General features: G+C 38.6%; 22 protein-coding genes. 17 read left to right on the forward strand and 5 right to left on the reverse strand.

Annotated features, from left to right (window positions below; translation table 11 throughout):
- Positions 1–63: 63 nt before the first annotated feature.
- A complete protein-coding gene (locus ACM46_RS06120) occupies positions 64–1,380 on the reverse strand; it encodes a T9SS type A sorting domain-containing protein (protein ID WP_048505763.1) in 1,317 nt (438 codons plus the stop codon).
- Between the two features lie 263 nt (positions 1,381–1,643).
- On the opposite strand from ACM46_RS06120, the gene ACM46_RS06125 reads away from it, so the two are divergent.
- The 5 genes from ACM46_RS06125 to ACM46_RS22800 all read left to right on the forward strand — a co-directional run bounded on the left by ACM46_RS06125 (position 1,644) and on the right by ACM46_RS22800 (position 7,096).
- Positions 1,644–3,173: a response regulator transcription factor gene (locus tag ACM46_RS06125; RefSeq protein WP_083997362.1), complete on the forward strand. Its 1,530-nt coding sequence runs from the start codon at positions 1,644–1,646 to the stop codon at positions 3,171–3,173.
- On the forward strand, positions 3,170–4,312 hold the full coding sequence (locus tag ACM46_RS06130; protein WP_048505764.1) for a tetratricopeptide repeat protein: 1,143 nt from the start codon (positions 3,170–3,172) through the stop codon (positions 4,310–4,312). Before ACM46_RS06125 ends, ACM46_RS06130 begins: the two co-directional genes overlap by 4 nt.
- Positions 4,313–4,614: 302 nt before the next feature.
- Positions 4,615–5,406 (forward strand): hypothetical protein, encoded by a 792-nt coding sequence (locus tag ACM46_RS22795; RefSeq protein ID WP_053082679.1) that lies wholly within the window; start codon positions 4,615–4,617, stop codon positions 5,404–5,406.
- A 43-nt stretch (positions 5,407–5,449) separates the two neighbouring features.
- Positions 5,450–6,244 carry a hypothetical protein gene (locus ACM46_RS06140; protein ID WP_048505765.1) on the forward strand — a complete coding sequence of 265 codons (795 nt, stop codon included), beginning with the start codon at positions 5,450–5,452 and terminating at the stop codon, positions 6,242–6,244.
- Positions 6,245–6,280: 36 nt separating this feature from the next.
- Positions 6,281–7,096, forward strand: coding sequence for a hypothetical protein (locus tag ACM46_RS22800; RefSeq protein WP_053082680.1), 816 nt, complete (start codon positions 6,281–6,283; stop codon positions 7,094–7,096).
- Positions 7,097–7,611: 515 nt separating this feature from the next.
- Here ACM46_RS22800 and pafA read toward each other — a convergent pair.
- Positions 7,612–9,258 (reverse strand): alkaline phosphatase PafA, encoded by a 1,647-nt coding sequence (pafA, locus tag ACM46_RS06150; RefSeq protein WP_048505766.1) that lies wholly within the window; start codon positions 9,256–9,258, stop codon positions 7,612–7,614.
- 218 nt (positions 9,259–9,476) lie between these two features.
- Here pafA and ACM46_RS06155 point away from each other — a divergent pair, with 218 nt between their 5' ends.
- The 7 genes from ACM46_RS06155 to ACM46_RS06185 all read left to right on the forward strand — a co-directional run bounded on the left by ACM46_RS06155 (position 9,477) and on the right by ACM46_RS06185 (position 15,783).
- Complete coding sequence (locus ACM46_RS06155) at positions 9,477–10,541, forward strand: tetratricopeptide repeat protein (protein ID WP_131707547.1); 1,065 nt, start codon at positions 9,477–9,479, stop codon at positions 10,539–10,541.
- Positions 10,542–10,638: 97 nt separating this feature from the next.
- Positions 10,639–11,031 (forward strand): VOC family protein, encoded by a 393-nt coding sequence (locus ACM46_RS06160; protein ID WP_048505768.1) that lies wholly within the window; start codon positions 10,639–10,641, stop codon positions 11,029–11,031.
- Positions 11,032–11,053: 22 nt separating this feature from the next.
- Positions 11,054–11,587 (forward strand): GNAT family N-acetyltransferase, encoded by a 534-nt coding sequence (locus tag ACM46_RS06165; protein ID WP_048505769.1) that lies wholly within the window; start codon positions 11,054–11,056, stop codon positions 11,585–11,587.
- A 251-nt stretch (positions 11,588–11,838) separates the two neighbouring features.
- Entirely contained in the window at positions 11,839–12,072 is a 234-nt protein-coding gene (locus tag ACM46_RS06170; protein WP_048505770.1) for a hypothetical protein, read from the forward strand.
- Between the two features lie 103 nt (positions 12,073–12,175).
- The gene (locus tag ACM46_RS06175) at positions 12,176–12,772 is read left to right on the forward strand and encodes a hypothetical protein (RefSeq protein WP_048505771.1); all 597 of its coding nucleotides are present in this window, start codon (positions 12,176–12,178) and stop codon (positions 12,770–12,772) included.
- Positions 12,773–13,019: 247 nt separating this feature from the next.
- Entirely contained in the window at positions 13,020–13,937 is a 918-nt protein-coding gene (locus ACM46_RS06180; RefSeq protein WP_048505772.1) for an alpha/beta fold hydrolase, read from the forward strand.
- 124 nt (positions 13,938–14,061) lie between these two features.
- Positions 14,062–15,783, forward strand: a complete 1,722-nt coding sequence (locus ACM46_RS06185; protein WP_048505773.1) for a S41 family peptidase — start codon at positions 14,062–14,064, stop codon at positions 15,781–15,783.
- A 135-nt stretch (positions 15,784–15,918) separates the two neighbouring features.
- Here the strand turns inward: ACM46_RS06185 and ACM46_RS06190 are convergent, their stop codons facing one another.
- From ACM46_RS06190 to ACM46_RS06200, 3 genes are all read right to left on the reverse strand, one after another.
- Positions 15,919–16,845, reverse strand: coding sequence for a malate dehydrogenase (locus ACM46_RS06190; protein ID WP_034745431.1), 927 nt, complete (start codon positions 16,843–16,845; stop codon positions 15,919–15,921).
- Positions 16,846–16,963: 118 nt separating this feature from the next.
- A complete protein-coding gene (locus ACM46_RS06195; protein WP_048505774.1) occupies positions 16,964–17,515 on the reverse strand; it encodes a biliverdin-producing heme oxygenase in 552 nt (183 codons plus the stop codon).
- Positions 17,516–17,542: 27 nt separating this feature from the next.
- Complete coding sequence (locus ACM46_RS06200) at positions 17,543–19,732, reverse strand: ATP-binding protein (protein WP_048505775.1); 2,190 nt, start codon at positions 19,730–19,732, stop codon at positions 17,543–17,545.
- Between the two features lie 381 nt (positions 19,733–20,113).
- On the opposite strand from ACM46_RS06200, the gene ACM46_RS23310 reads away from it, so the two are divergent.
- From ACM46_RS23310 to ACM46_RS06220, 5 genes are read left to right on the forward strand one after another with little or no spacing between them, the layout of a single operon-like run.
- On the forward strand, positions 20,114–20,269 hold the full coding sequence (locus ACM46_RS23310) for a hypothetical protein (RefSeq protein ID WP_157859429.1): 156 nt from the start codon (positions 20,114–20,116) through the stop codon (positions 20,267–20,269).
- A 22-nt stretch (positions 20,270–20,291) separates the two neighbouring features.
- A complete protein-coding gene (locus ACM46_RS06205; protein WP_117614423.1) occupies positions 20,292–21,452 on the forward strand; it encodes a porin in 1,161 nt (386 codons plus the stop codon).
- A 20-nt stretch (positions 21,453–21,472) separates the two neighbouring features.
- The gene (locus tag ACM46_RS06210) at positions 21,473–22,903 is read left to right on the forward strand and encodes an anion permease (RefSeq protein ID WP_048505776.1); all 1,431 of its coding nucleotides are present in this window, start codon (positions 21,473–21,475) and stop codon (positions 22,901–22,903) included.
- A 16-nt stretch (positions 22,904–22,919) separates the two neighbouring features.
- The gene (locus tag ACM46_RS06215) at positions 22,920–23,576 is read left to right on the forward strand and encodes a succinate dehydrogenase cytochrome b subunit (protein WP_048505777.1); all 657 of its coding nucleotides are present in this window, start codon (positions 22,920–22,922) and stop codon (positions 23,574–23,576) included.
- An 11-nt stretch (positions 23,577–23,587) separates the two neighbouring features.
- Positions 23,588–25,504 (forward strand): fumarate reductase/succinate dehydrogenase flavoprotein subunit, encoded by a 1,917-nt coding sequence (locus tag ACM46_RS06220; RefSeq protein WP_048505778.1) that lies wholly within the window; start codon positions 23,588–23,590, stop codon positions 25,502–25,504.
- Positions 25,505–25,608 lie beyond the last annotated feature (104 nt).

Below are 25,608 nucleotides of genomic sequence, written 5' to 3' on the forward strand. Positions count from 1 at the left end.
CAAAACTCGCAGAAAATCTGCGAGTTTTTTTGGTCAGGTCTTTCAAGTGCGTCTAATTTTATTTTACTCTTTTATGAATTTGAAACTCTGTGAAATTTCCCCTTTCACGAAAATCTGCAGAATATAATTCCCTTTTGATAAAGAAGAAACATCCATTCTGTCTACCACAACACTGTCTGTTTTTACTTTCTGACCTGCCATATTGTATATTTCCACCTTCTCTATTTTTTTGGATCCTTTGAAATAAAGAACCTCTTTTACAGGGTTTGGATAAATGGAAAACTGAGTATTATCTTTTGTACTTTCATTCGTAGAAAGCTGTATTTTCGAAAGATCCAGATAAAATGCAACAATCTGGTTGGATGCATTCGTTCCTATTCCGGCAATTCTTCTTCCATCCTGAGAAATGGCAAGAGGAAGAGACATGGTAACTCCCTGCGTATTGATCCCCATATTTACGGCATAGTCATTCAGATTCACACGCCCTCCTCCGGAAGTCCATATAAAGCCTTCTCCAGACATCGGAGGTGCCGCAAACGCTCTGAAAAACCCGACTACTTTATTACCGTCGGCAGAGATTCCGGTTGCTCCCCCTCTGAAGAAGGCTGAGGAATTTGGATGAGTGATGTATGTAAGACCGTTTACACTGTTCCATACGTATGGATTAGGCATTGCGGATCCTATAATTGTTGTTCCATCGGCAGATACATCTCCTGCTTCTCCTACGTATCCGCCATTATTGTCTGTAATATAACTTTCAGTTCCGTTTACCCACTTGGCACCGCTTCTGGTTCCGTTGTCCTGATCCTGCCACCCGACAATCACTGAACCGTCTCCATTAATGGCATTTGCTCTGGAACTTCTCCCTGAAACCATACTCCCAAGATCGGTCACTCCGTTTACGGCATCCCATTTTACGGCATGAGCGTTTCCCGCAGTCAGCCATCCCAGCCCTACGATTGTATTTCCGTCTGAGGTCATTCCCCATGTAGAACTTACATGTCCGTCCCAGCCCGTAGGAACAAGCCCTCCATGATTGCTCCAGGAAGAGGAAGCTGTATTGTAAGTAGAGATTTCATTAAACCCTGTTCCGACATTGGTGGTGGAAGAACCTATTTTGGTACCATCGGCTGTAATGAGAGTTCTTCCTGCAGCGGGATATCCATTAGAAATAGAGCCTATCTGAACGAGGCCGTTGATCTCATCCCATTTGAAAATCTGCCCGGCACTGGTATGCATGCTTACAATTCCCCCATCAGAAATACCTCCTACGGTATAGTTTCCGACAGCCATCACAGTCAGTTGAGCTTTTGAAAATAAAAATCCAACTACACAACAAGCATATAAAGCTTTTATTGAAATTTTGTAAATCTTTTTCATAATTATTTATGGTTAACATTTTGAATTGGCTGAAACAATATTAATATTATATTTGTGTTTTTTAAAAAGTTTGGCTTACATAATTCATGAAATTCAAAAGAATTAAAAATATAAATCATTAAAAATCAACCTTATAACCATCATCTATTTTGAGGACCCATCAGCAGGAAATTGTAAGAAAAAATGAAAAAAAATTATTCCCCTGCCAGAGCAATCTGGTCCAAACCATCCGGTTTCTGCTCATTATTTTCTGTTCGGTTTTAATGAAAGGACAGTCTGGTCCGGATTTCAGTATTTTGGCAGACAAAGCTTTTCAAAAACTCTATCAGAATCCTGATGACTGCATCAGCTATTCGCAAAGCCTTCTCATCAGCGATCAGAATCCTGAGCACCGGGTAGTATTGCAGAATATCATTTCTCAGGCTTATGCTATGAAAGGAGATTATGTGCAGTCTGTTAATATCTATAGTCAGAAGGACGATACTAAGGAAAAAGAAAATCAGTCTTTTTTTATACAGGCCGCCGGCGATTACAATCTTGCCGATCAGTATCAGAATCTGGATCTCTACAGCCAGTCCCAGCGAATCATTACCGGAATTTTGGCAGATAACAAACTGCTAAAAGGTGACAATCCGAGAATGAACGCCATTACTGCCAAGCTTTATCAGCTCCAGGCCATTAATTTCGGGATTAACAGGAATCTCAACGAAGCTCTTGAAAGCCTCGGCAAAAGTGACCGGTATCTCGGGCCTCATAATCAGGAAAATCAGATCCTGGAGATAGAAAACAGGATTTTCAAGGCTTCTTATTTATTAAGGCAAAATAAACAGGAGGAAGCCAAACATCTTCTGGAATCTACCCTTCTCCTTGCAGAAAAGAATACGGATTATTACTTTTTACAGGCATTAGTCTATGAAAATTTATCACGTTATTATTTTTTAAAAGAAGATTATGACAAAGCCTCCGAAATTCTTGAAAAAGGACTTTCCAGGATTGAAAGCCTGCCTTATAACCAGCTTAAAGCAAGGATTTATGAATCTCTTTCCAGAAATTTTTTTGCGCTTCATCATGATGAAAAATACCATCAGTACAACAAGCTTTATACAGAGCTCCGAACCCAACTGGATTCCAATACCAAAGAAGGTATCCGCTATATTGTAAAACTGGTGGAAACCAATCAGATTAATAATTTAGAATTTCAGAAGCAAAAGCAGACAAAGAAGGTTCTTTTGATATCTGCGGGTATTATCACTATTATTTTAAGCCTTCTCATTTATTTTTTAATGTTAAGAAGCAGTCATAAAGATCTAAAAAAGCAGTCGGAGTTTTTTCAAAAACAAAAGGAACAGGAGCTGAAAACAGGACCAAAGCCATCTGAGGAGATTAATTCCGGAAATAAAACCTCCGAAAAAGATCCGAATAAAATTTCAAAGGAAAAAGAGGACGAAATTCTCCAAAAACTGGAAGAATGGGAAAAACAGCAACGGTATCTGGATAAAAGCATGAGTCTTTCGGTACTATCTTCTCAAATGGGTGTCAATACAAAATATCTTTCCGAAGTCATCAACAGCAGTAAGGGTAAAAACTTCAACAGTTATATCAATGAATTAAGAATCAATCATATTGCGCGTCTTCTGAGAACAGATCCCGTTTATCTTAATTACAAGGTGAGTTATCTGGCTGAATATTCAGGGTTTTCTTCGCACAGTGCATTTACAACGGTCTTTAAATCTGTGACGGGTATGTCGCCCAATATTTATATCCGCGAAATCAGTAAAAACAGTGCATCATGAAAATTATCTCAAAAATTATTACAGGATTTTTCCTGGGTCTCTGTCTTTCAGCTTCCGCACAACCGGTTTCTTTTGATTCACTGATGAAAAAAGCCCGTCTTGAAATCTACGACAATCCAGCCCACACGATCCACATAGGGAAAAATCTGCTTCAACAAGAAAAAGACATTCACCGGAAAATCAGTATTTATCAGCTTCTTTCTACGGCCTATATTGCGAAAAGAGATTTCGACCAGTCTCTGCAGTATCTTTTAAAAGCTAAGGAGACAGCAGAAAAAACAAATGATCCGAAAATACGGACCAGCGTCCTGATTTCTGCTGCCATTCAGTACCAGCAGATGGAACTTTTCAGTAAAAGCCTTGAAACTCTTAACGAAGCCGATCAGTATCTTGACCAGCTTCCGGATCATCTTCAGGAAAAACACATCGAAAAAGCAAGGAGCTTTGCGATCCGGGGGATGATTTATAAAAGCCAGTCGAATTCTGAGATTGCCCTTGAAAAATTCCTGATTTCTATTGAGAATTTTGATAAAACCCAACATAAACATCTTACGTATTCCAATATGAGCGTGGTTTATTATAATATCGGTTATTGCTATCTTAATCTCAATCAGCCGGAAAAAGCGCATGAAGCATTCGTACAATCTGCAAATTATGCCCGAAAGAACAAAGCGAAAAGCCTGGAAGCCTTTGCTTTAAAAGGTATGGCAGAAATGTACAAACAGAAAAAGGAGAATGAGACAGCTCTCCATTTGCTTATCAGAGCTGAAGATCTCAGCAGAAATACGGGTGACCTTATCCTCAACGAAGGTATTTATAAAGAAATGTCTGAAAATTATCTGGCTATGGGAAAACCTCATCTTTATCAAATCTACAGCCGGAAATATTTTGAAATGCGTTTTCAGAGAGAGCAGAATGAGCTGAGCTCCATCAACCATTCTATTAACGAACACAATAAGGAAACTCTGAAAAAAAGTACTGCAATGAAAACCCGGTATCATTATTTTACGGGAATTATTTCAGGTATTGGCTGTCTTATCATTGTTCTACTGCTTTTTTTAGTTCTGAAGCTCAGAAAACGGAACCTTCTGTATAAAAAAGAGATCCATGAACTGATCCAATCGAAGACAACAGATTAACTGGTCCGGGAGCAGCATCCAATAATCCATAGAAAAATCTACAATACAATCATCTACAATTCACAAAACCAAGCATTTAAACAAAGGTATAAATACAGAAACAAGTATGTTTAAACTTTTTTAAAAAAAACAAAAACCAAATGATGATTGATCTCGTATATGCCTAAAAGATCCTTACTTAAAAAATTAAATAAACATCATAAAATCATTTAAAGTGATTTTTATTCAAAATAATTAAAAAAATTAAGTAAAAAATCAATCATCGGAATATTTTTTGATAAATTTAAATAAAATTAGAACCAATGAAGAACACGAATTTTATTACACCTTTTTTATTCGCAGGATTTTTATTTGTTGAGGCACAGGTAGGAATTGGAATAACTTCTCCTGACGTGAATGCCGGTTTAGATGTGACAAGCTCCAATAAAGGAGTCCTCCTGCCTCGAGTAGCTCTTATTTCAACCAACAATGCTTCTCCGCTTTCCGCTCATGTAGCGGGAATGAGCGTGTACAATACGGCTACGAATACTACAGTGGCGGCCAGTCCGGTATATCCCGGGGAGTATTATAATGACGGGACTCAATGGCTCAGAAAATCCACATGGAATGATGTAAGAATGGTTACCGGAGGAGGTATAACCGATGCTATTTCTCTGACCACAGCAGATGTTGTTGCCCAGACTGCATCAACCACTATCCTGAGTACTATTTCTTTTACGCTGGACAGACCGTCAACTGTGGAATTTAACGCCAATGTCTCTACACGGTATACTGCTTCCGGAAGTAATACGACGCCAATATCAGACGGAGCTGTAAAACTGTGTACAGCCAATTTTCAGTTTACCACAGCCCCGACCGATGTATCTACTACGGCTTTTTTTGGGGATCATTCCACCTCTTATACCAATTCTCTTTCTTCTGCCAGTACTTCTACGGGAGACATCTATCTGAGTCCATTTGCAATCGTTACACTGCCCGCAGGAAGCTATGTCCTGAATTTAAGGGGAATTGTTTTAAGCGGAACGGCTTTCAGGATAGGTTTTGGCGGAGGTACGCGTGATTTGATTCAGATCAGAGCCACTCCTTTACAGTAACCGGAAGGCACTCTATTTTTTAACACCATTACAATATTAAGATATGAGAAAAATTAAATATACCATTCCTTTTTTTCTGGTTTGCATTTCATCCTATAATGCTCAGGTAGCCGTAGGATCTGCGAATGCCAATGCCGATGCCCAATTAGATATCACCAATACCAACAAAGGTTTTTTACTGCCCCGCTTAGCATTAACCGCCACCAATAATCCAGCTCCTTTAACAGCTCATGTTGCAGGAATGATGGTCTATAATACAGCTACCAATACTTCTGTTGCTGCCAATCCGGTATATCCCGGTGAATATTATAATGACGGAACTCAGTGGCAGAGAAAATCTGCGCTGAATGATATAAGAATGATCGCGGGAGGTTCTATTACCGATTTACTTTCTCCTACCGCTGTAGATATTGCAGCAGGCGCTTCGGTTACCACTACTTTAAGTACCTTTTCATTTACATTGGACAGGCCTTCTTCCGTAGAATTCGGTGGAAATATTTCAATGTCTTTCAATGTGAATGGTGACAGTACCACTCCCCTGGGAGATTCTTCTGTAAAACTTGTTACCGTGAATTTCGTATTTACAACGGCACCAAGCGGAATTGCTGTGAATTCTCCATTTGGAGACGCTACTATGAATTATATGAATACCACAACCGCCAATATAACAACTATTTTAGGGAATTTTTATACGGCTCCTCATGCTACCCTTCTGCTGCCGGCAGGAAACTATGTCGTTAATTTAAACGGAACAGCTACCAGCAGTAATGCTTTCAGAGTTACCTATGGCTCCGGTGTGCGGGATATGGCCATGATTAAAGCAACCCCTACAAAATAACAGAAATATTGAATATCAACTATTAAAAAATAATCCATGAAAAATATACTTCCTACAATGATTACCTTTCTGGGGATTTCCTCAACAATGACGGCACAAGTGGGAATAGGCCTGGCATCGCCCAATACCAATGCTATGCTGGAAGTAAGCAGCACCAATAAAGGAGTATTACTTCCGAGAGTTGCCCTTACCGCCACCAATAATCCTTCTCCACTTTCGGCCCATGTTGCAGGAATGACCGTATATAACACTGCCACCAACAGTTCAGTGGCAGCCAATCCTGTCTATCCGGGAGAATATTACAACGACGGTACCCAATGGCAGAGAAAATCTGCCTGGTTTGAGAAAACAATGATTTCCGGCGGAACAATAGGCGGAGATGCTCTTGCTTCAATCCCTCTGGATGTTCCGGCCTCTACTACCACCGGAACCATTACTTCTATTACCCTGACTACCCTTTCTTTTACATTAACCAGAACTTCATTAGTAGAATTCAACTCCAATATCTCTGCGGTTTTCACCAATACAGGTATTGCTCCGGGTGCTACCGGAGCGGGAATAACGGACAATTCGGTAAAGCTTTGTAATACTTACTATTCGTTTACCGCTGCACCTGCCAGTATTCCAATCAATACGATATTTGGATTGTCTTCAATGTCATATATCAACAGTTTCACGACTTTTATCACTACCGGAAACTTCTACCTTGTTCCCCGTTCTACTCTTTTGTTACCTGCCGGAAACTATACGGTAACTTTAAATGGTTCCGGAGCCAGCGGTACTGCTTTCAGAATAACATTTGGAGTCAGTAACCGCGATACCATCAATATAAGGGCAACTCCGGTGAAATAAGTTTTTACCAAAACCAGTTAGTTTTTAATGGTACAAAAAAAGAGATGCAGTTTTGCATCTCTTTTTTATAATAGGGTAAAAAATATCCCCCGATATTTTATTACTTCGTTTACGCCTGGAAACTGAAATCTCAAAATGAATAAGATACCAAAGCTGTCATTATTATATTTCCTCACAATTTGGCAGGTGTACTATCTCAGTAACCTTCAAACATACCTGATTACAGCAGATATTAAGAGGTGGACATTTACGGTCAACTGAACATGCCATATTGCCGCTGCCTTTGATGATTTTCAAATCTTCTCTTGATAATTTTTTCATGGTTATAATTTTTTTTATTAATTTTTCAAATATAAAAATATATCCCTGAAGTTAGAATTAATATTCAAACAAAATTTTCAGAATGTTCATGGCCTTAAAACTTCGGTTTCATTTTTTTATGCATCAGGAGAGATGTAACAAAAAAACATTCCCCGAAAGGAATGTTTTGTATACTATTAATATAAGGTTTTAACTTATCTTCCAATAACTTCTGTGATCGGGTTTCCTACATTTCCGCTTGGGAACTGAATTTTCAATAAAGATGAAACGGTAGGAGCAATATCAGTCATGTTATAGGCTTTGTTGCTTTCTCCTTTCTGAATTCCCCAGCCCATAAAAATCAATGGAATGTGGGAATCATAAGAATTCCATACGCTGTGTGTGGTTCCGGTTTTAGAATATGGAGGCAGCATAGAATCGTGTGAGATCAGCTGGATATCACCGCTTCTCTGTCTGTTGATTCCGTTGATAATTCTTTGTTTGATAGGTTCCGGAATCGTAGCTTCCTGTACTTCGTCTACAGATACGGCATAAAGAACGGTAGGGTCTTTCTGAAGTTCTTTGATGGTAAAGTCTCTCAGATCATCCAATTCAATTTTGTTGTCCTGCATCAGCTTTCTGTCGAAATAAATCTGATAATTGTCTACGGCATTAATAAGCTTGTCTACTCCGAATTTATCTTTCAGTTTCTGATTGATATCTTTTTCCATTCCTTCCCCGAAGAATCCTGTTGCAATCTTATGTTCTTTCAGGAAGCCTACTGAATGAGCTCCTCCATGATCTGCAGAAAGGAAAACGGTATATTCTCCTTTTCCTACTTTGGAATCCAGATAATTGAAAAATTCAGCCAGATCTTTGTCCAGTCTTATATAAACATCTTCCACTTCAATAGAATTCGGGCCAAATTTATGACCTGCATAATCGGTAGAAGCTAAATTGATTGCCAGGAAATCCGTCACCGGATCACTTCCCAGTTTTTCACCTTCCACAGAAGCTTCAGCAAGTTTCAGAGTCAATGTATTTCCAAAAGGAGTATAACGGATATTGTCTTTTTTGGTCTGATAATCCTGAGCTAAATTACTGTAAGGGAAAACCGGCGTTTTTGCACTTCCCAGTAATCCTTCCCATGGAGAATTATCCGGCGAGCTTTCTGTGTATTGATTGATAGGAAGTAATGTGTTCCATCCGTTGGCCACTAATTTTTCAGGCAGGTTCTGAGAATTGAAGGATTTTACCCATTGAGGCAGATCATTCATATACCAGCTGCTCGTAATGAAATTTCCGGTACTGTCATCAAACCAGAAAGCTCCGTTGGGTGTATGCCCCGCAGGAAGAATAGAAGCACGGTCTTTCAGTGAAACCCCGATCACTTTTCCCTGGAAATTGGTAGCCAGTCTTAATTCATCGGTTACGGTTGTAGACCAAAGGTTTTTAGGAGAATGACTTCCTATTTTAGCGTTGGTGGTGCCTACAGGCTGAACAGTCTCATCTGTGGTACAATATACATTTTTTCCGGTTTCTTTATCCGTCCAGTCGTTTCCGGCAATCCCGTGGATCGCAGGTACAGAACCCGTATAGATGCAGGTATGTCCCAAAGCCGTAATGGTAGGTACGTAAGGGATGTGCACGTTATTTAAAGAATATCCGGTATTCAGAAGCCTCTTGAAGCCATCATTTCCATATTTTCCGTAAAAACGGTACAGATAATCCCACCTCATCTGGTCTACGACCAATCCTACTACTAATTTTGGTCTTTCTACCTGAGAATTTTTACTCTTCTGAGCATTGATTGTAATTACAGACAGTAAAGCCGCTGCTGCAATTGAAATTTTCCTAAGCATCTAGTACATTTTTGTTGACCACAAATTTACGGGTTTTGAAAGTTTTGGCGTGTGAAATTTTATTAAATTTAAATTAATCCATTTTGTCTTCTGCTGTCATTCTTTTTTACGGTAAAAAAATACTTTTTTAAAGCTGACATATAATCTAACCGGCTAATAACAGATGCCCTGCAATAAAATTTACTTATTTTTACATCTAATAATTAATGACCAAACTTATGTTTAAATACATTTCTTTCTTTCTAATTTTTATTATCGTTAAAACAAGTGCACAAATCAATAAACAGCAATTAATTGATAATTGGGCACTGTCAAAATCCTGTATGCTTGATGGAAGCAGGGATCTTTCACAAAACTCTGAAAGATTTTTAATATGGAAACTCTCAGATAACAAACTTTGCGAGTATTCTAATCCTATATTTGAAGATCAGAAAGTATGTTATGACATAAAAATAGAAAATAAAGATATCAGAACCTCACCAAAAACATCCTATGAAATTGAAAGACTAACCGGTGACACTTTGATTGTTATTAATAGAATAGAAGGAGTTACCGCAAATGATAAAATAAAAAAGATGTCATTCATACGAACATCAAAATTCCAAAAAGAGTATCTCAAGACCGTAAGTAATGATAGCACCGCAATGGCTACTACATATTTTACACCTTCGCTAAAAAAGAATATTTTCTCTGATATTTTAGAACGCTCTATGACGAATAATGATCGTGATCTTAATATCAAAGGAAGCATTATAATTTATCCAAAGAAACAAAAAGTAGAGTTTCAGTATGAAAATGTAACTGGATCTAAAAACAATGTAAAAGGCATAGAATTTTTAAAATCAAATATTGAAAGTAGTTATCATCTATGGAATTTAAAAGGTTTTGAAAAATTTGAGCAGGTAATAATTCCATATCATATAGAAACACAAATTAAATATGTGGATACATTTAAAGGTTCTACAATGAAATTCGCTTTTTTTAATAATGCTCGTAAAGACTTGAATAAAGTCCCTGTAACAATAAAAGATAAAATATTGTCTGATGAAACCTACAATAAAGCTATGGATCCTATTGATAAACAAAAATTAGATAAAGCCATAGAATTATTTAATAAAGCATTTGACCTAGATAATACAAATGTAGATGCCTTGTATAATGTGACATCTATAAGTCTGAATAAAAAAGATATGACTACAGCGTGCACTGCTTTGAAAAGACTGAAGAATCTTGAACAGGTTGAAGGAACAAAACTTTTTAATGATTTATGTTCAAAAAACTGATTCGTTTTGACATGTAATTATCTGATTTACCAATATTATGATTTTAGTAATATACTGATCACTTAAATCTCCGAAAACCTCATTAAAAAATTATATTATGATTCAATTCAAATACGTTATTCTCTACGTAGAAGATGTTGAAAAATCAATGAAATTTTATCAGGATACGTTTGATATTCCGGTTAAATTCATCACTCCGGAAAGGGATTACGGAGAACTTCTTACAGGAGAAACCAGCCTTTCTTTCGCTTCAATAGCTCTGGCAGAATCCAATATAAAAAAAGGATTCTCACTTCCCCAATCCGTGGAAAAACCTTTTGGAATCGAATTGGGATTTACGACCGATGATGTTGAAAAGCTTGTAGAAAAAGCGATTAAAAATGGGGCTGTTCTTTATGAAGATGTTGCCGTAAAACCATGGGGTCAGAAAGTGGCGTATATTCAGGATCCCGACAAGTATTTAGTAGAAATCTGTACAGAAATTCAATAAAATCCACTATATCTACCTTTCCATGAACATTAAAAAACTTGAAAAACTGACTGAAAATCCTACATCCGACTGGGGAATTAACGGATATACGACCAACACGATATTATCCGTCTCTTTTGTTGAGTTTGGAGGTTCTTTTGAATTTATTTTAAAAGAAAAATCTCTTCCCTACACCAAAGTCTGGAAAACCGGTTCCGATGATATTGATGAGCTTAATGAAATGATTGAAAAGGGACATTCTTTCGGAGCTTTTGAAGAAAATAAGCTTACAGGCTGGATTATTTGTGAACACAGAACCTGGAACAAGAGCTTTTACATTGACAATATTCTGATCAGTGAAGAATTCAGAAGGGGCGGAATCGGGGTCCAGCTGATTAAAAATGCAGTCCGTGAAGCCCGGAATTTAAACTGCAGAGTCATTGAGCTTGAAACCCAAAATACGAATTATCCGGCGATACAGTTTTACAGAAGAATGGGCTTCGGTATTACAGGACTGAATACAAGATTATACGAAAATCCTGAAGAAACAGCTGTTTTTATGACATTAGATTTATAGGAGAATATACCGAAATACTGAGCAGTTTCTTTTCAAACCCGGAAAGTGCTTTCATTCCATTGAACCCATAAACGATTTTTTGTAGCTGGAATGGCAAATATATTTTTCATTATCAATTCTATTTACGCCACTCTATTTAAACCATATAATCAATAAATTATTAAATATTTACAATATTTTGTTTAAATCACAATCAAGTGTGTTAATATTTTTTATATATTAGTAATCAACAAATTAAAATATTAACTGCTATGAAAAACTTAAAGAAATTAACAAGAAAGCAGCTGGAATTGATCAGCGGAGGTGATGTAGCGTATGGACTTTGTGACGCAGACGGAAACTGCCCTCCTACTTTCGGCTCTTATTACTGCAGTGGAGGAACATGCTACAGATCTACCGGAGGCGGAAATCCGGGCGGAGGCTGCGATGAACCATTACGTTTATGCCAGCCCTGGGAAACCGGATGCGGATGCGTTTATTTTTAAAGAAAATATTGTTAGATAAATTTTTGGAGGGCGGTCTTTTTACCGCTCTTTTTTATTGACCAGCTTTTGGGGCAGATCATATAAATATAATTATATTAGTCGCATGAAATATTTAGAAAAAATTCAAGGATTACTTCCGTTAGGATATATATACTTAATTATTCTTGGACTTTTAAAAGAAGCCCTCCTCTTTTATCCATTGGGAATCAATATCCTGAAATACTCATCGATTACCGACATTCTGATCAGTCCGATATCTGATATGGTTGCTAATCCGATCCTCATCCTTGTTATTGTTTCCGTGGTACTTCTTTTCTTTTTATTTCAGACTTTCCTTGTCAGATACAGTCATAAGGGCTGGGTCAGGAAAATATTGATAAGTTATAAAATGAATCCGGAGCTGAACAAACAGGAATTAAGAAAAGCCATGATTCCGGTATTTATTATTCTGGCGGGTTTTGAGCTTCTGGCATTATTCATAGGGTTAGGAATCGGTCATGGTGAAAAAATTAAAAAGAAGCTGGACAGCCAGACTTTACAGCCCAATTACATACTGACTTCAGATTCTGGAGAACCTTCTCCTATTCATTTGATAGACATCAACAGTGCTTATTACTTTTATGTAAAAAAGGGCGAAAAACAAATTAAAATTGCTCCGGTAGGAAGCATCGAAACCCTTGAGGTAATTCCTAAAAAATAATATGCGAAATAAACCATTCACGGAGTATATAGATGAAAAACTCATCGGCCATGAAAAAAGATGAAACTTGTAGGAACCAACGACAAAAGTTACCCAATAGGCTGCCTGCCTATTCTCGAAGGGTATTCTGCAACTCCGTTAGCACCTTCAGCAATGGTTGCTTATTGATAACATTCAGGATTTCGAAAGTCAAAACAAACATCTACTCTTAAAGTAATAAAATCAGTATTCCGGTTGTTATTATACTATGAAAGCAATCCATACTCTACTGTTCATTTTATTTTCCGCAGCTATTCTGAGCGCTCAGAAAACCAGTCCTGAAGGTTCTTTTGAAACTTCCGACCATGTGAAAATCAGTTATAGAGTTTCAGGAAAGGGAGAAGCCTGCATTTATGTTCCGGGAGGTCCGGGACAGGGATATCCTTCTTTTGAACTTTTGGGTGGGAATACCCTTGAAAAAAAGATGAAGATGATCTATATGGATCAGCGTGGATCCGGCACCTCAGGAAAATCGGAGAATTATCATCTGGACGCAATGGTTCAGGATATTGAGGAGCTTAGACAGCATCTGAAAATTGACCGGGTTTTTCTTCTGGCTCATTCTTTCGGAGGCATCATTGCGGTTAATTATGCAAAAAAATACCCTCAGCATACAAAAGGACTCATTCTGGCCAATATCACCCTGCATTTTCTCAATCATGAAACTCTAAAAGAACAGATCGAATATGGAAAATCTCTTCTTCAGCAGCCTGATAAAACCATCTCCGAAGACAGTCTTTCCACAGAGCTTTCAAAAGTCAGCAGCGCATTGAGAAAGAAAAGAATAGGGTACAAATTTCTCACGGAAGATATTGAAACAATTAAAAAGACAGACGAAATAGATTCCTTACATCCACGGATTATTGATTTCGGAATGGCCGTCATTTCAAAACCCAAAGAATTCCCGGAATACTATGCCGATTATGCTTCCATTACAAAAGACATTCGTCTTCCTGTACTTATTATCACCGGAACAAAGGATAAAGCAGTAGGGACACAACATTACAAAACATTTCATTTCCCTGATCAGAAAGTGGTTCCCATAGAAGGAGGACATCTTTTGTATTACGAGAAAAACAGGGAATTTGTAGATGCGGTCTGGAGTTTTATCAATCTCCGGAAGTAGTTTCAATATCTGTCAAAATAGTAAATAATCAACGTGCCTTTCGGTGCGTTTTTTTTATTTTATATTGAACCTGAAGTTTTTACAAAAAAAACTTATCTTTTCCATCTACATATCTGATAAGAAAATGAAAAAACTCAATCTATTTTTTTTCCTGATCATGGCCTTTTCGTTGGCCTACGGTCAAAAAGATCAATATAATTTCTATTTCAAAACCTGGAATTTTTTAAAATATTACCATCCCGATCTTGCAAGCGGAAAGACAGATCCCGACAGTTTATTCTTAGCAACGATTGAAAAAATGAATGATCAGTCGGATGCTGATTTTGTTATCCGAGTTTTAACGGAAAAACTTAACAATCAATTTCCCGGAGCTCCTGTAAAAGATGAAGCGAAAGATGTATTATCAGTCAATCAGAATTTCAACTGGTATCAGAGAAATAAAAGCATCAGTGCTGAACATAAAACATTACTCGACAACATTTATGGTCACAGATTCATAGCCTCTTCTACAAAGAAAGATCAACAGGAAGCAGATAAAAGTAAAAATCAGTTTCCGAAAGACCAAAATCTCCCTTTGCCCTACCGTTTATTGATTATGGCGAAGTTTCAGGGTTCTATAGATTATCTTTATCCGCATAAATACCTGATGGGCAAAGACTCTGATTCTTATTTTCTGGAACTACTGAATAAGGCCATTAAATGTACATCCCGCAAAGATTTTGAAATTATTCTTGCCAAAGCTGCTGCTAAAATGGAGGACACTCATGCATTCAAATTTTATGATCAGCTGCAATACAAGAATGAAATATACCACCGATTGTATTATCCTCCTTTTGATTATGTCGTTTTCGATGATCATCTTCTGGTCACACGCATTGTTCTTCCCGAAAAGATATCTAAATCCCATATCCGGATCGGAGATAAAATAACTGAAATTAATGGTAAAAGCATTCGTCAGATTGTTAAAGAAAAGCAGGAACTTATCTCTGCTTCGAATAAGGAAACGCTTCTCTACATGATCTCCGATTATCAGAAAAACCTGATCTGGCCGGATAATCTTGCCCAAAAAGAGTTGAAAATACAGTCGGAGGATCATAAAAATCATACCGAAAAAGTAGATTTTACAGATTTTAAAAACAAAGAAGATCTGGCAAAAGTCACGGAATATATAAAAGAAAAATTCCGTAAGAATGACAACTATAAAATGGATCACAAAGATATCGCCTATTTTAAAATCCATGATGTAATTCGTCTTGCTGATAACATTTCCGATGATCAGCAAGACGCTCATATGGAGCAGATTTTTAAAGAGGCTACATCCAAAAAAGCCATTGTTTTTGATATGCGGGGTTATCCGGACTGGGGCGGATTCGTATTTCATTACGTTTATAAATATTTCTCGCCTGTAGAAAATCATTTTGGCCTGTATTACGAACCCAACATTAAAAATAGAGGGACTTATACTCCCATCAGCTACGCTATATTCGGCCATTACTACCCTAATATTGAAAATAAAAAAGTCCATCCTTATAACGGAAAAGTCTTTATCATCGTTAATCCTGAAACATTAAGTATGAGTGAATGGAATACCATGAACCTTCAGAATGTTTTCCCTCAGGCGATCACTATGGGTCAGAAAACAGCCGGTGCCGATGGAGATATCGTGACAGAGCCATTGGCTGCCGGATATAATTTAGTCTTTACCGGAAACGGTATTTTTTACTATGATAAGACACAAACGCAGAAAGTAGGCGTTAAAATCAATGAGGTCATCCGGTATAAAGATGAGGATATTATCCAGAAGAGAGATCTGGAACTGGAGAGGATTTTAAAGGCTTTGAAATAAACGGGATTTTGAGAATTAGTCTCGGCGCGGCCTCCGGCCGCGCCGAGATAAATTCCATAAGCATTCAGGACTCACTATAAAAAAGTTCAGCGCGGCCGGAGGCCGCGCTGAACTGCTATATAAAGCTTAAATCAATTAAAATTTAAGATCTCCGTTCACTTCTCTTACAGCATTAGCTGCTTCAGCAAACTTCAATTGTTCGTCTGCTGTAAGCGTTACGTTAACGATCTTTTCTACTCCGTTTGCTCCGATAATAGCCGGAACTCCTAAGCAGATATCATTTTGTCCGTACTCACCTTCAAGCATTAGAGAACAAGGGATCATTTTTTTCTGATCGCAAGCAATCGCCTGAACCATTACAGAAACAGCTGCACCTGGTGCATACCAGGCAGAAGTTCCTAATAATTTGGTAAGAGTAGCTCCTCCTACTTTAGTTTCTTCGATTACGTATTTTTGTTGCTCATCACTAAGGAATTCAGTTACAGGAACTCCGTTTCTTGTCGCTTTACTCAATAATGGAAGCATTCCTGTATCACTGTGTGCTGCAATTACCATTCCGTTAACATCAGAAATCGGGCTTTCCAATGCTTCAGCCAATCTGTACTGGAATCTTGCAGAATCCAGAGCACCACCCATTCCGATGATTTTGTGCTTAGGAAGACCTGAAGTTTTGTGTACAAGATAAGCCATAGTATCCATTGGGTTAGAAACCACGATAATGATTACTTCCGGAGAATGTTTTACAAGGTTTGCAGTAACGTCTTTCACGATACCTGCATTGATACCGATCAGTTCTTCTCTAGTCATTCCAGGTTTTCTTGGAATCCCTGAAGTAATCACTGCTACATGAGAACCTGCAGTTTTGCTGTAATCTCCCGTTGTTCCTGTAATTTTTGTATCGAATCCGTTAAGTGATGCTGTCTGCATCAAATCCATGGCTTTACCTTCAGCAAATCCTTCTTTAATGTCTACTAAAACTACTTCAGAACAGAAGTTTTTCATTGCGATGTATTCCGCACAGCTTGCACCTACAGCGCCTGCACCTACAACAGTTACTTTCATATTGTATACTTTTTTTAAAATTATTTTTTAAGTTGAGTCTAAAAATTGAAACTCCCAAATTTAACAATTCCTGAAAAAGTGAGCAATTTTTCAGAAATTTAATTAGGCTTCAAAGAAATTAATTCACGTTCAGTAAAAACGTATATAGTTTTTTGGCCCCGGAAAGGACTTCATTATAGTTATCTTCAGTCACTTCAGTATCCAGAACCTCTTTGAAATTTTTCCACATCGGTCCTGTATTTTCCTGATAGCATCCGAAGAAATTAAAGGTTACCTGATCAAAACCTTCTGTTTTGGAAAGCTGTTTTGCAATCACATTTCCACCCAAAGTAGAACCTTCAATCACGTACATAGCACCCAAAGCTTCATGCTCGTTCTCAAAATGAAGACCGTGGGAAACGGTTTGATTTTCCAGAGAAAGACTTTCAAGATCCTTTTCAATAAGAGAAAGTTTCTTTCTGTCCTTCAGCTGAAGTTTTTCAGAATATTTATCGGAAAGGCTTCCGAATATTTTATCTTCACTGTGAAGAAGCATCAGATAGTTGGTATTGATGATCTTTTTGTAATCTTCTAACGTGAAAGTTTTATTAAAAATTTTTTCAGAATTGAAAAGTTTCTCCGCAGCATCGTGATATTCTGCCGTGTTTTGTTTAAGATACTCTGATACCATAAATAAGGTTTTTAAAGTTTCCCAAATTTACGGTTTTTTGAACGTTAAAATGAAACAAGTCCCTTCTTTATTACTCTCATAATCCACATTTCCTCCTATCCGCATCATAATTCTGTATACAATAGACAGCCCTACCCCATTTCCTTTAAACTTTTTAGCATTGTCCATCCGGTTGAAAATCTTGAACATTTTGTGCTTCTCTTCCTCCGGAATTCCGATTCCGTTGTCTGAGATTCTGTATACAATGGCTCCTTCTTCTTCCGTACCCCGGATTTTCACCTTAGGTTCTTCCTGATGAGAAGAATATTTTACAGCATTGTTGATGATATTTAAAAATACCTGATGAAGCAATGTCTTATCAGCAAGAACATCCGGACATTCCTCAATAGTAATCTCACTTTTCGGACTTTCAAAAGTGATCTTTGCATTTTCAGAAATCTTTGTAATGGTATGAAAGGGCCGTAGACGTTCCAATTCTATTTCACTGTGTTTGGCGCGGCTCAGCTGTAAAACATCATGCATCATTTCCGCCATATTATCAATTTCTTCGATAATGGAGGTCAGTTTATTTTTATTCCTTTCTGTTTCTTCAAAATTAGAAAGAAGCATCTGTGCATTCAGCTTCATTACTGTGAGAGGCGTTCCCAGGTCATGCGAGATCGTGTAGGAAAAACTGTCCAGCTCCTCATTTACTTTTCTCAGCTCGTTATTCAGTGCTTTGATTGCGTTGTATTGTTTATGTGAAGTTTCCAGGATTACATCCCGAACGGCCTGTACGGCACTGATATTTTTGGAATCCCATCTTTTTGAATTCCCTTTAATGTTTTCCGTGAAAATATGAAAAGATGTTCTTGGGGAAACCATCTGCTTTTCTTCACCGTTCTGAAGAAATACTTCAACTTTTTTCTCAGGATTTCCTGCCCAGCTGATATGCTCATCAAATTCTTTACGGAACCAGATCAACATTTCTTTTTTGTTTCTCTCAATAAAATAAATGATGATTCCGGCTGCCTTTTCATCCAGCCCCAATTCCTGTCCGTAATCTTTAAGAAAGCTTCTGCTCACAAAAATACTTTCTGTGGTATTTTCAAGCGCCCAATGGGCAATAGCATCAATCGTTTCCCGCTCCGGAACCACTCCTGTTGTTATCGTATCACCTTCTGAAATAATGACAAGACCGTCGGCATCAGGCAGTTTTCTGATCTTTCCTTTGTTGTCTGCCAGAGAATCAAAAAGATGATTATGCTTTAAAAACTCAGCCTTTAACTGTGACGATTTTTCATTCAGTTCCAAACGGTATTTCAATTCATTTTTGGATTTGAATGAAGAGTAGGCATTCGAAGCCAAAGCCGTAAAAATTCCGGCCTGCACCCTGTCTTCAAGGTCAATATGCTTAGGTTCCGAATTCTGGCAGGTAACCAGCCCCCACAAATGATCATCAATAATAATCGAAACACTGAAGCTGGAAGAAGCCCCCGAGTTTTTGATATATTTTCCATGAATTGGTGACATGCCTCTCGCAGCAGAAAAACTAAGATCAATATGACCTTCCGTTCTGCTCAAAAGCGGAACCGTTTCTGCATATACATTACTGAAAATTCTTTTTCTTTTCTTTAAGTAGAGTTCCCTTGCCTGTCTTGGGATATCAGATTCCGGATAATGTAGACCGAGGTAGCTCTCCATTGCCTCATCTCTTCGTTCCGCAATAACTTTTCCCGAACCGTCCATCATAAATTTATACACCATCATCCGGTCATAATTGACAATTTTGGAAAGCGTGTTCAGCAATTGTTCCCAGATCTCCTTCTCACTGTCAATCACATAAAAATTATCATATTTATTGGAAATCCTTTTATAACGGTTTTCCAATACGGCTTCAAATTCAAGGAAAATATTCTTTCCGCTTCTGAAAACAGAAAAATGATATTCTTTGTCACCAATGAATACCTTATCAAAATGAGTTTCGTTTTCTCTTTTTGTAAAATCCTGTAGAGAAGCATACAGATCGGAATCCAGAACAGACCGGAAAATTTCCGGAAAATCTATAAGTTTTCTGTCAAAAAGCTGCTCAGCATTTTCGATTCTGAATATATCCGCAATATTCCCGCTGAAAAAAGTAATGGAAAGGGATTCTGCATCAAGGCCAATCAGGTATCCAAAACTTTGTATATACCCAGGAATATGGATGGGCTCCTCATGACACTCTACAAAATTCATATATTTCTTTGATCAATCAAATATAACGATTTTTTTAACGAGATATTACTTTGTGGTATCAAATCACGGAAGTCCTTAAAATACCATTATCCCGATAATCTGTGAGTTTAAACTCCCTGAATTCCATGACAGAAAGGCTTACTTTTTCAATACGGATATAAGCTTATCATTTATAATATACTAAAAATTTCGGAACAGATCAAGTCTAATCTTCTGATTATGATTCATCACATGAATTTTACATTAACTCTTAGAATTATTATGTTAAGTAAACAAAATTCATTAAATTTATATCACCAAATAATGAATACGTTTAAATATTATTGATTTTTATTGCATTATTTCCAATAAGGTCTTTATTTAAATTCAAATAATACAACTATGAAAAAGTTCCCTTTAATTATTCCCACATCAGAAAAAAGAATCCATTGCGAAGTCTGTACAGGAAAGACCTGTAAATCCCTGGAAAAAACGATGAATACGATAAGTTCCATGAATTGGAGCAAGTCTCTTTCAAACTTCCCGGCAATTCAATAATAATTCATTAAACACAAATACTATGACCCTTTTTTCACCAAAAAAGAGAAGTCTGATCCTTTGTGCTCTATTGGCAGGTTTTTCTGCTACCGCACAGATCCAGGACTCACTCCGCCCCAATAAACCGGAGGAAGACCCCGTGAAATATCCCGTACTCCAGATCAAAGGTCTTTTTCAGGCCCGTTACCTTGTTGGTATGGCCAAAGATGTAGATGTGAACGGCCTGCATCACGCAGACGGATCGGGAACCAGCAATAATTTCATGCTTAAATACATGAGGGTTCAGGTACGTGCGCAGATCAGTAAAAGAACAGAAGTTGTGGCACTCGCCAATCTGGCAGATTTCAAAAATGATCCTAAAAGCAGGGTTCTTGAAAATGCTTATCTGAAATACACCTTTAATCCCAAATTAGCCTTTACTGTAGGACAGTTCAGACCATGGTTCGGAATTGAAGAAACCTATCCAATTGACATTATTAAATCTCTGGACTGGTCCAATCAGTATACAGAATTTGGAAAACTGGGCTGGACAAGCTTCCAGATCGGGCTTTCTGCAACAGGACAGCTTCAGTTGGGCGAAATACCTTTTCAATACGCAGTTTCAGTTGTGAATGGGAATGGAAAAAATCAGATCAATGATAATGACAACGGAAAACAATATTCCACAAGACTGGTTTTCGGACTGTCAAAAAAATACAATTTCAATGTGGGTCTTAATGGAGGGATCGGTGAAGTTTTCAGCAAAAAAGTCTACGCTGTAGGAATCGATCTGAGTTCACTCATCCAGTTTGATTCCAAATGGAGTCTTGATATGCAGCTGGAAGCCAAACAGGCAACTAACCACGTTCTGTACAATTCCGTTGATCCGGAACTCAGACCCTTCAATCCGGACGAGTACCTGATCCGGGGAGCCTATTTTCTCCCGAACGTAAGGTATGAGATCAACCATAAAAACCTAAGTGCTTTTGAACTTTCCTGCCGGTATGAATATCTGGACACCAATTTCAGACTGAATTCAAATCCCCGGCAGACCATCACCCCGATGTTCGGGCTGGAATTCCTGAAAAACTACGGAGCCCGGATTCAGCTGGGTGTACAGTTTGACCGATACAAACATCAGATAGAAAATACTACCCAATACAACAACAACCTGTTCATTGTTCAGGTACAAAGCAGATTTTAACCGCTTAAATAGTAGAGATCATGAAAGAAATTAACATCAAAAATATCGCGATAACGTTTGCCGTTGCGCTGATTATATGGTTTATTCCGGCTCCGGAAGGTGTTGCTGAGAATGCCTGGCATCTGTTTGCCATTTTCGCGGCCACCATTTTAGGAATTATTCTTAAAGCCGCCCCAATGGGTACCATGTGTATGATGGCCATTGGATTTACCGCTCTTACGCAGGTAGTAGCTCCCGGAGATGCCGGGAAATCCATCACCAAAGCACTTTCCGGATTCGGGGATAAAGTGATCTGGCTGATCGGGATTTCCTTTTTTATCGCCAGAGGATTTATCAAAACAGGATTAGGAAACAGAATTGCTTTTATATTCATCAGAATTTTTGGGAAAAGCTCATTAGGCTTGGCTTATGGACTTGGGCTGGCTGATGTATGCCTTGCCCCTGCTATTCCCAGTAATACGGCCCGTGGTGGCGGAATCATCTACCCGATCATGAAATCCATGGCCATCAGCTTCGATTCTGTTCCTGAAAAACCGGAAACCCACAGAAAACTGGGATCTTTCCTCACGCTGAACAGTTATTATATGAACCTCATCGCTTCGTCTATGTTCCTTACCGGAACTGCAAGTAACCCGATGTGTCAGAAATTCGCAGCTAACTTAGGCATCAATATCACATGGATGTCGTGGGCTGCGGCAGGTTTCGTTCCGGGATTGGTAGCGTTCTTCGTTGTACCGCTGGTTTTATACAAATTATATCCGCCGGAATTGAAAAAAACAGGAGATGCCCCTAAAATGGCAGCCCAGAAATTAAAAGAAATGGGACCTATTTCAAGAAATGAATGGCTTATGCTACTCGCCTTCTTCATTCTTCTGGCGCTTTGGATCTTTGGAGGTGCACTTTCTATTGACGCTACTACCACGGCTTTCATAGGTCTTACCCTTCTTCTCCTCACCTCTGTATTAACCTGGGAGGATGTAAAAGGTGAAAAAGGAGCCTGGGACACCATCGTATGGTTTGCGGTTCTCGTTATGATGGCCAGTTCTTTGAACGAATTGGGATTCATTGGTTGGTTCAGTGATCTTATTAAAGTAAAAATAGGAGGATTAAGCTGGCAGGTAGCCTTTCCGGTCATTATTGTCGTTTACTTCTTCAGTCATTATATTTTCGCCAGTGCTACGGCCCATGTTGCTGCTATGTATGCCGCTTTACTGGGTGTTGGTGTTTCTTTGGGAATCCCGCCTATGTTATTGGCGATGATGCTTGGGTTCTTAGGGTCTATTTACGGAGTACTTACCCATTACGGACACGGTCCGGCTCCGGTATTTTACGGAAGCGGCTATGTAGAACTGAAAGCCTGGTGGCTGAGAGGCCTTGAAATCGGTATTGTACTGCTGATTATCTATATGGTAGTCGGAGGACTGTGGATGAAAATTTTAGGATATTATTAATGATTAAATCAAAACTATGCTGTCAACCTTGTCAAGAAAAATGCTGATGTGTCTTACAGGACTTTTCCTGAGCTTCTTTCTGCTGATCCATTTCTTGGGAAACCTCCAGCTGTTTCTTCCGCAGGAGCAGGCCCATCTTCAGTTTAATGCCTATTCGCACTTTCTGTCCGGAAATATTCTGATCAAAATGGTCTCATATGTTCTGTACGCAAGTATTATCCTCCATGCTCTGGATGGATTGGTTATTACGTTAAAAAATAATAAATCAGGAGGCGGATATCAGTCTGAAGGACGGGGAAGAGCCAGTAAATGGTATTCCCGAAATATGGGAATTCTAGGAACCCTGATTCTGATCTTTCTGGTGATCCATTTTCAGAATTTCTGGTATGTCTACAAATTCGGAACTACGCCGCTGGACGAAAACGGAAATAAAGACCTGTATATCTTGGTTGTGACTGTTTTTAAAGAATGGTGGTATGTCATCATCTATGTTATTTCCATGGCTGCTTTATGCTATCATTTGATTCATGGGATTCACAGTGCGGCCAGAACGCTGGGGCTTTATCATCCCAAATTTGTCAGATGGTTTAAAACTGCCGGAATTGTTTATTCAGTCATTATCAGTGTAGGTTTTGCGCTTATGCCGGTGTATGTATTTTTCACAGCCAATTAAACACAAAAGTCATGATTTTAGATTCAAAAATACCACAAGGCCCATTAGAACATAAATGGGATTATTATAAAAAGAAAGCAAAACTCGTGAACCCCGCCAACCGTAAAAAACTGGATGTGATTGTCGTAGGAACAGGACTTGCAGGAAGCTCAATTGCGGCTTCACTGGGGGAAATGGGTTATAATGTAAAATCATTCTGTTTTCAGGACAGCCCGAGAAGAGCCCATTCCGTAGCGGCACAGGGAGGAGTGAATGCTGCAAAAAAATATAAAAATGATGGAGACAGTGTTTACAGAATGTTTGTAGATACGCTGAAGGGTGGAGATTTCAGAGCCCGGGAGGCCAATGTTTACCGTATGGCAGAATGTTCTTTACATCTTATTGATCAGGCTGTTGCGCAAGGTGTTCCGTTTGGTCGTGAATATGGCGGTTACCTCAACAACCGTTCATTCGGTGGGGTTCAGGTGAGCCGGACGTTTTATGCAAGAGGACAGACTGGCCAGCAGCTGCTTTTAGGAGCTTATCAGGCGCTGATGAGACAGGTCGGAAAAGGAACGGTACAGCTATATTCAAGACATGAAATGCTTGATCTTGTGATGATCGACGGTAAAGCAAGAGGAATTATCGTCAGAAATTTAGATACCGGAGAAATTGAAAGACATGCAGCACATGCTGTTGTGCTCGCAACCGGAGGTTACGGAAAAATCTATTATCTGTCTACCTTAGCGATGGGTTGCAACGGTTCCGCGATCTGGAGGGCTCACAAAAAAGGGGCTTTAATGGCCTCTCCGAGCTGGATTCAGGTTCATCCTACTTCCTTGCCCCAATCCGGAGATTATCAGTCTAAACTTACATTGATGTCAGAATCATTACGAAATGACGGAAGAATATGGGTTCCTTTAAAAGCGGATGAAACCAGAGCAGCCAATGATATTCCTGAAAATGAAAGAGACTATTATCTGGAACGAAGATATCCTGCTTTCGGAAATCTTGCGCCCAGAGATATTTCTTCCCGTGCCGCCAAAGAAAGAATTGATGCCGGCTATGGAATCGGCCCGCTGAAGAATGCTGTTTATCTCGATTTTTCCAAAGCCATACGGGAACAGGGAAAAGAAAAAATACAGGAGAAATACGGGAATTTATTTGATATGTACCTTAAAATCACCGGATATGATGCCTATAATGAGCCCATGATGATCTCTCCTTCCGCGCACTTCTCAATGGGTGGTTTATGGGTAGATTATGAACTGATGACTACCATTCCGGGGCTTTTTGCTTTAGGAGAAGCTAATTTTGCTGATCATGGAGCTAACAGATTAGGGGCCAATTCTCTTTTACAGGCTTCTGTAGACGGGTATTTTATTGCTCCTTACACAATTGCCAATTATTTGGCTGATGAAATTCATACCGGAAAAATTTCGCCGGACATGCCTGAATTTGAAAAGGCTGAACAAGCTGTTAAACAACAGATTCAGGATTTTATCAGTATCCGGGGGACGAAAACGGTTGACTATTTTCATAAAACATTGGGAAAACTTTTATATGATTACTGCGGACTTGCGAGAAATGAAAAAGGCCTGAAATTCGCCATCGAAGAAATAAGAAAACTAAAACAGGAATTTTATAAAGACGTGAGGGTTTCCGGACTGGGAGACAAAATGAATACGGAACTTGAAAAAGCAGGCCGCGTAGCCGACTATTTTGAAATCGGAGAACTGATGTGCTATGATGCTTTAACCCGAAATGAATCCTGCGGCGCTCATTTTCGGGAAGAATTTCAGACTCCGGACGGAGAAGCGCTGAGAAATGATAAGGAATATCAATTTATTTCGGCATGGGCATGGACTGGTGAAAATAATGAACCGGAACTGATCCGGGAGCCTTTGGTTTTTGAAGAGATACAGCCGACGGTAAGGAGTTATAAATAATGTAAAAAGTGAAGAAAGCTGATAAAGCGAAGAAGGCGAAGAAAGTATTGAAAATAAAGAGGTTTTATGCAAATAGTCTCACATGATAAGCCTTCTTTGCCCTA

Source organism: Chryseobacterium angstadtii, from assembly GCF_001045465.1.
GTDB classification, from domain to species: Bacteria; Bacteroidota; Bacteroidia; order Flavobacteriales; family Weeksellaceae; genus Chryseobacterium; species Chryseobacterium angstadtii.

What these genes read in the sequence shown, in the direction of transcription:
- ACM46_RS06120 (WP_048505763.1), bottom strand. Translation starts at nt 1,380, where the DNA reads ATGAAAAAGATTTACAAAATTTCAATAAAAGCTTTATATGCTTGTTGT.
- ACM46_RS06125 (WP_083997362.1), top strand. Translation starts at nt 1,644, where the DNA reads ATGAAAGGACAGTCTGGTCCGGATTTCAGTATTTTGGCAGACAAAGCT.
- ACM46_RS06130 (WP_048505764.1), top strand. Translation starts at nt 3,170, where the DNA reads ATGAAAATTATCTCAAAAATTATTACAGGATTTTTCCTGGGTCTCTGT.
- ACM46_RS22795 (WP_053082679.1), top strand. Translation starts at nt 4,615, where the DNA reads ATGAAGAACACGAATTTTATTACACCTTTTTTATTCGCAGGATTTTTA.
- ACM46_RS06140 (WP_048505765.1), top strand. Translation starts at nt 5,450, where the DNA reads ATGAGAAAAATTAAATATACCATTCCTTTTTTTCTGGTTTGCATTTCA.
- ACM46_RS22800 (WP_053082680.1), top strand. Translation starts at nt 6,281, where the DNA reads ATGAAAAATATACTTCCTACAATGATTACCTTTCTGGGGATTTCCTCA.
- pafA (WP_048505766.1), bottom strand. Translation starts at nt 9,258, where the DNA reads ATGCTTAGGAAAATTTCAATTGCAGCAGCGGCTTTACTGTCTGTAATT.
- ACM46_RS06155 (WP_131707547.1), top strand. Translation starts at nt 9,477, where the DNA reads ATGTTTAAATACATTTCTTTCTTTCTAATTTTTATTATCGTTAAAACA.
- ACM46_RS06160 (WP_048505768.1), top strand. Translation starts at nt 10,639, where the DNA reads ATGATTCAATTCAAATACGTTATTCTCTACGTAGAAGATGTTGAAAAA.
- ACM46_RS06165 (WP_048505769.1), top strand. Translation starts at nt 11,054, where the DNA reads ATGAACATTAAAAAACTTGAAAAACTGACTGAAAATCCTACATCCGAC.
- ACM46_RS06170 (WP_048505770.1), top strand. Translation starts at nt 11,839, where the DNA reads ATGAAAAACTTAAAGAAATTAACAAGAAAGCAGCTGGAATTGATCAGC.
- ACM46_RS06175 (WP_048505771.1), top strand. Translation starts at nt 12,176, where the DNA reads ATGAAATATTTAGAAAAAATTCAAGGATTACTTCCGTTAGGATATATA.
- ACM46_RS06180 (WP_048505772.1), top strand. Translation starts at nt 13,020, where the DNA reads ATGAAAGCAATCCATACTCTACTGTTCATTTTATTTTCCGCAGCTATT.
- ACM46_RS06185 (WP_048505773.1), top strand. Translation starts at nt 14,062, where the DNA reads ATGAAAAAACTCAATCTATTTTTTTTCCTGATCATGGCCTTTTCGTTG.
- ACM46_RS06190 (WP_034745431.1), bottom strand. Translation starts at nt 16,845, where the DNA reads ATGAAAGTAACTGTTGTAGGTGCAGGCGCTGTAGGTGCAAGCTGTGCG.
- ACM46_RS06195 (WP_048505774.1), bottom strand. Translation starts at nt 17,515, where the DNA reads ATGGTATCAGAGTATCTTAAACAAAACACGGCAGAATATCACGATGCT.
- ACM46_RS06200 (WP_048505775.1), bottom strand. Translation starts at nt 19,732, where the DNA reads ATGAATTTTGTAGAGTGTCATGAGGAGCCCATCCATATTCCTGGGTAT.
- ACM46_RS23310 (WP_157859429.1), top strand. Translation starts at nt 20,114, where the DNA reads ATGAAAAAGTTCCCTTTAATTATTCCCACATCAGAAAAAAGAATCCAT.
- ACM46_RS06205 (WP_117614423.1), top strand. Translation starts at nt 20,292, where the DNA reads ATGACCCTTTTTTCACCAAAAAAGAGAAGTCTGATCCTTTGTGCTCTA.
- ACM46_RS06210 (WP_048505776.1), top strand. Translation starts at nt 21,473, where the DNA reads ATGAAAGAAATTAACATCAAAAATATCGCGATAACGTTTGCCGTTGCG.
- ACM46_RS06215 (WP_048505777.1), top strand. Translation starts at nt 22,920, where the DNA reads ATGCTGTCAACCTTGTCAAGAAAAATGCTGATGTGTCTTACAGGACTT.
- ACM46_RS06220 (WP_048505778.1), top strand. Translation starts at nt 23,588, where the DNA reads ATGATTTTAGATTCAAAAATACCACAAGGCCCATTAGAACATAAATGG.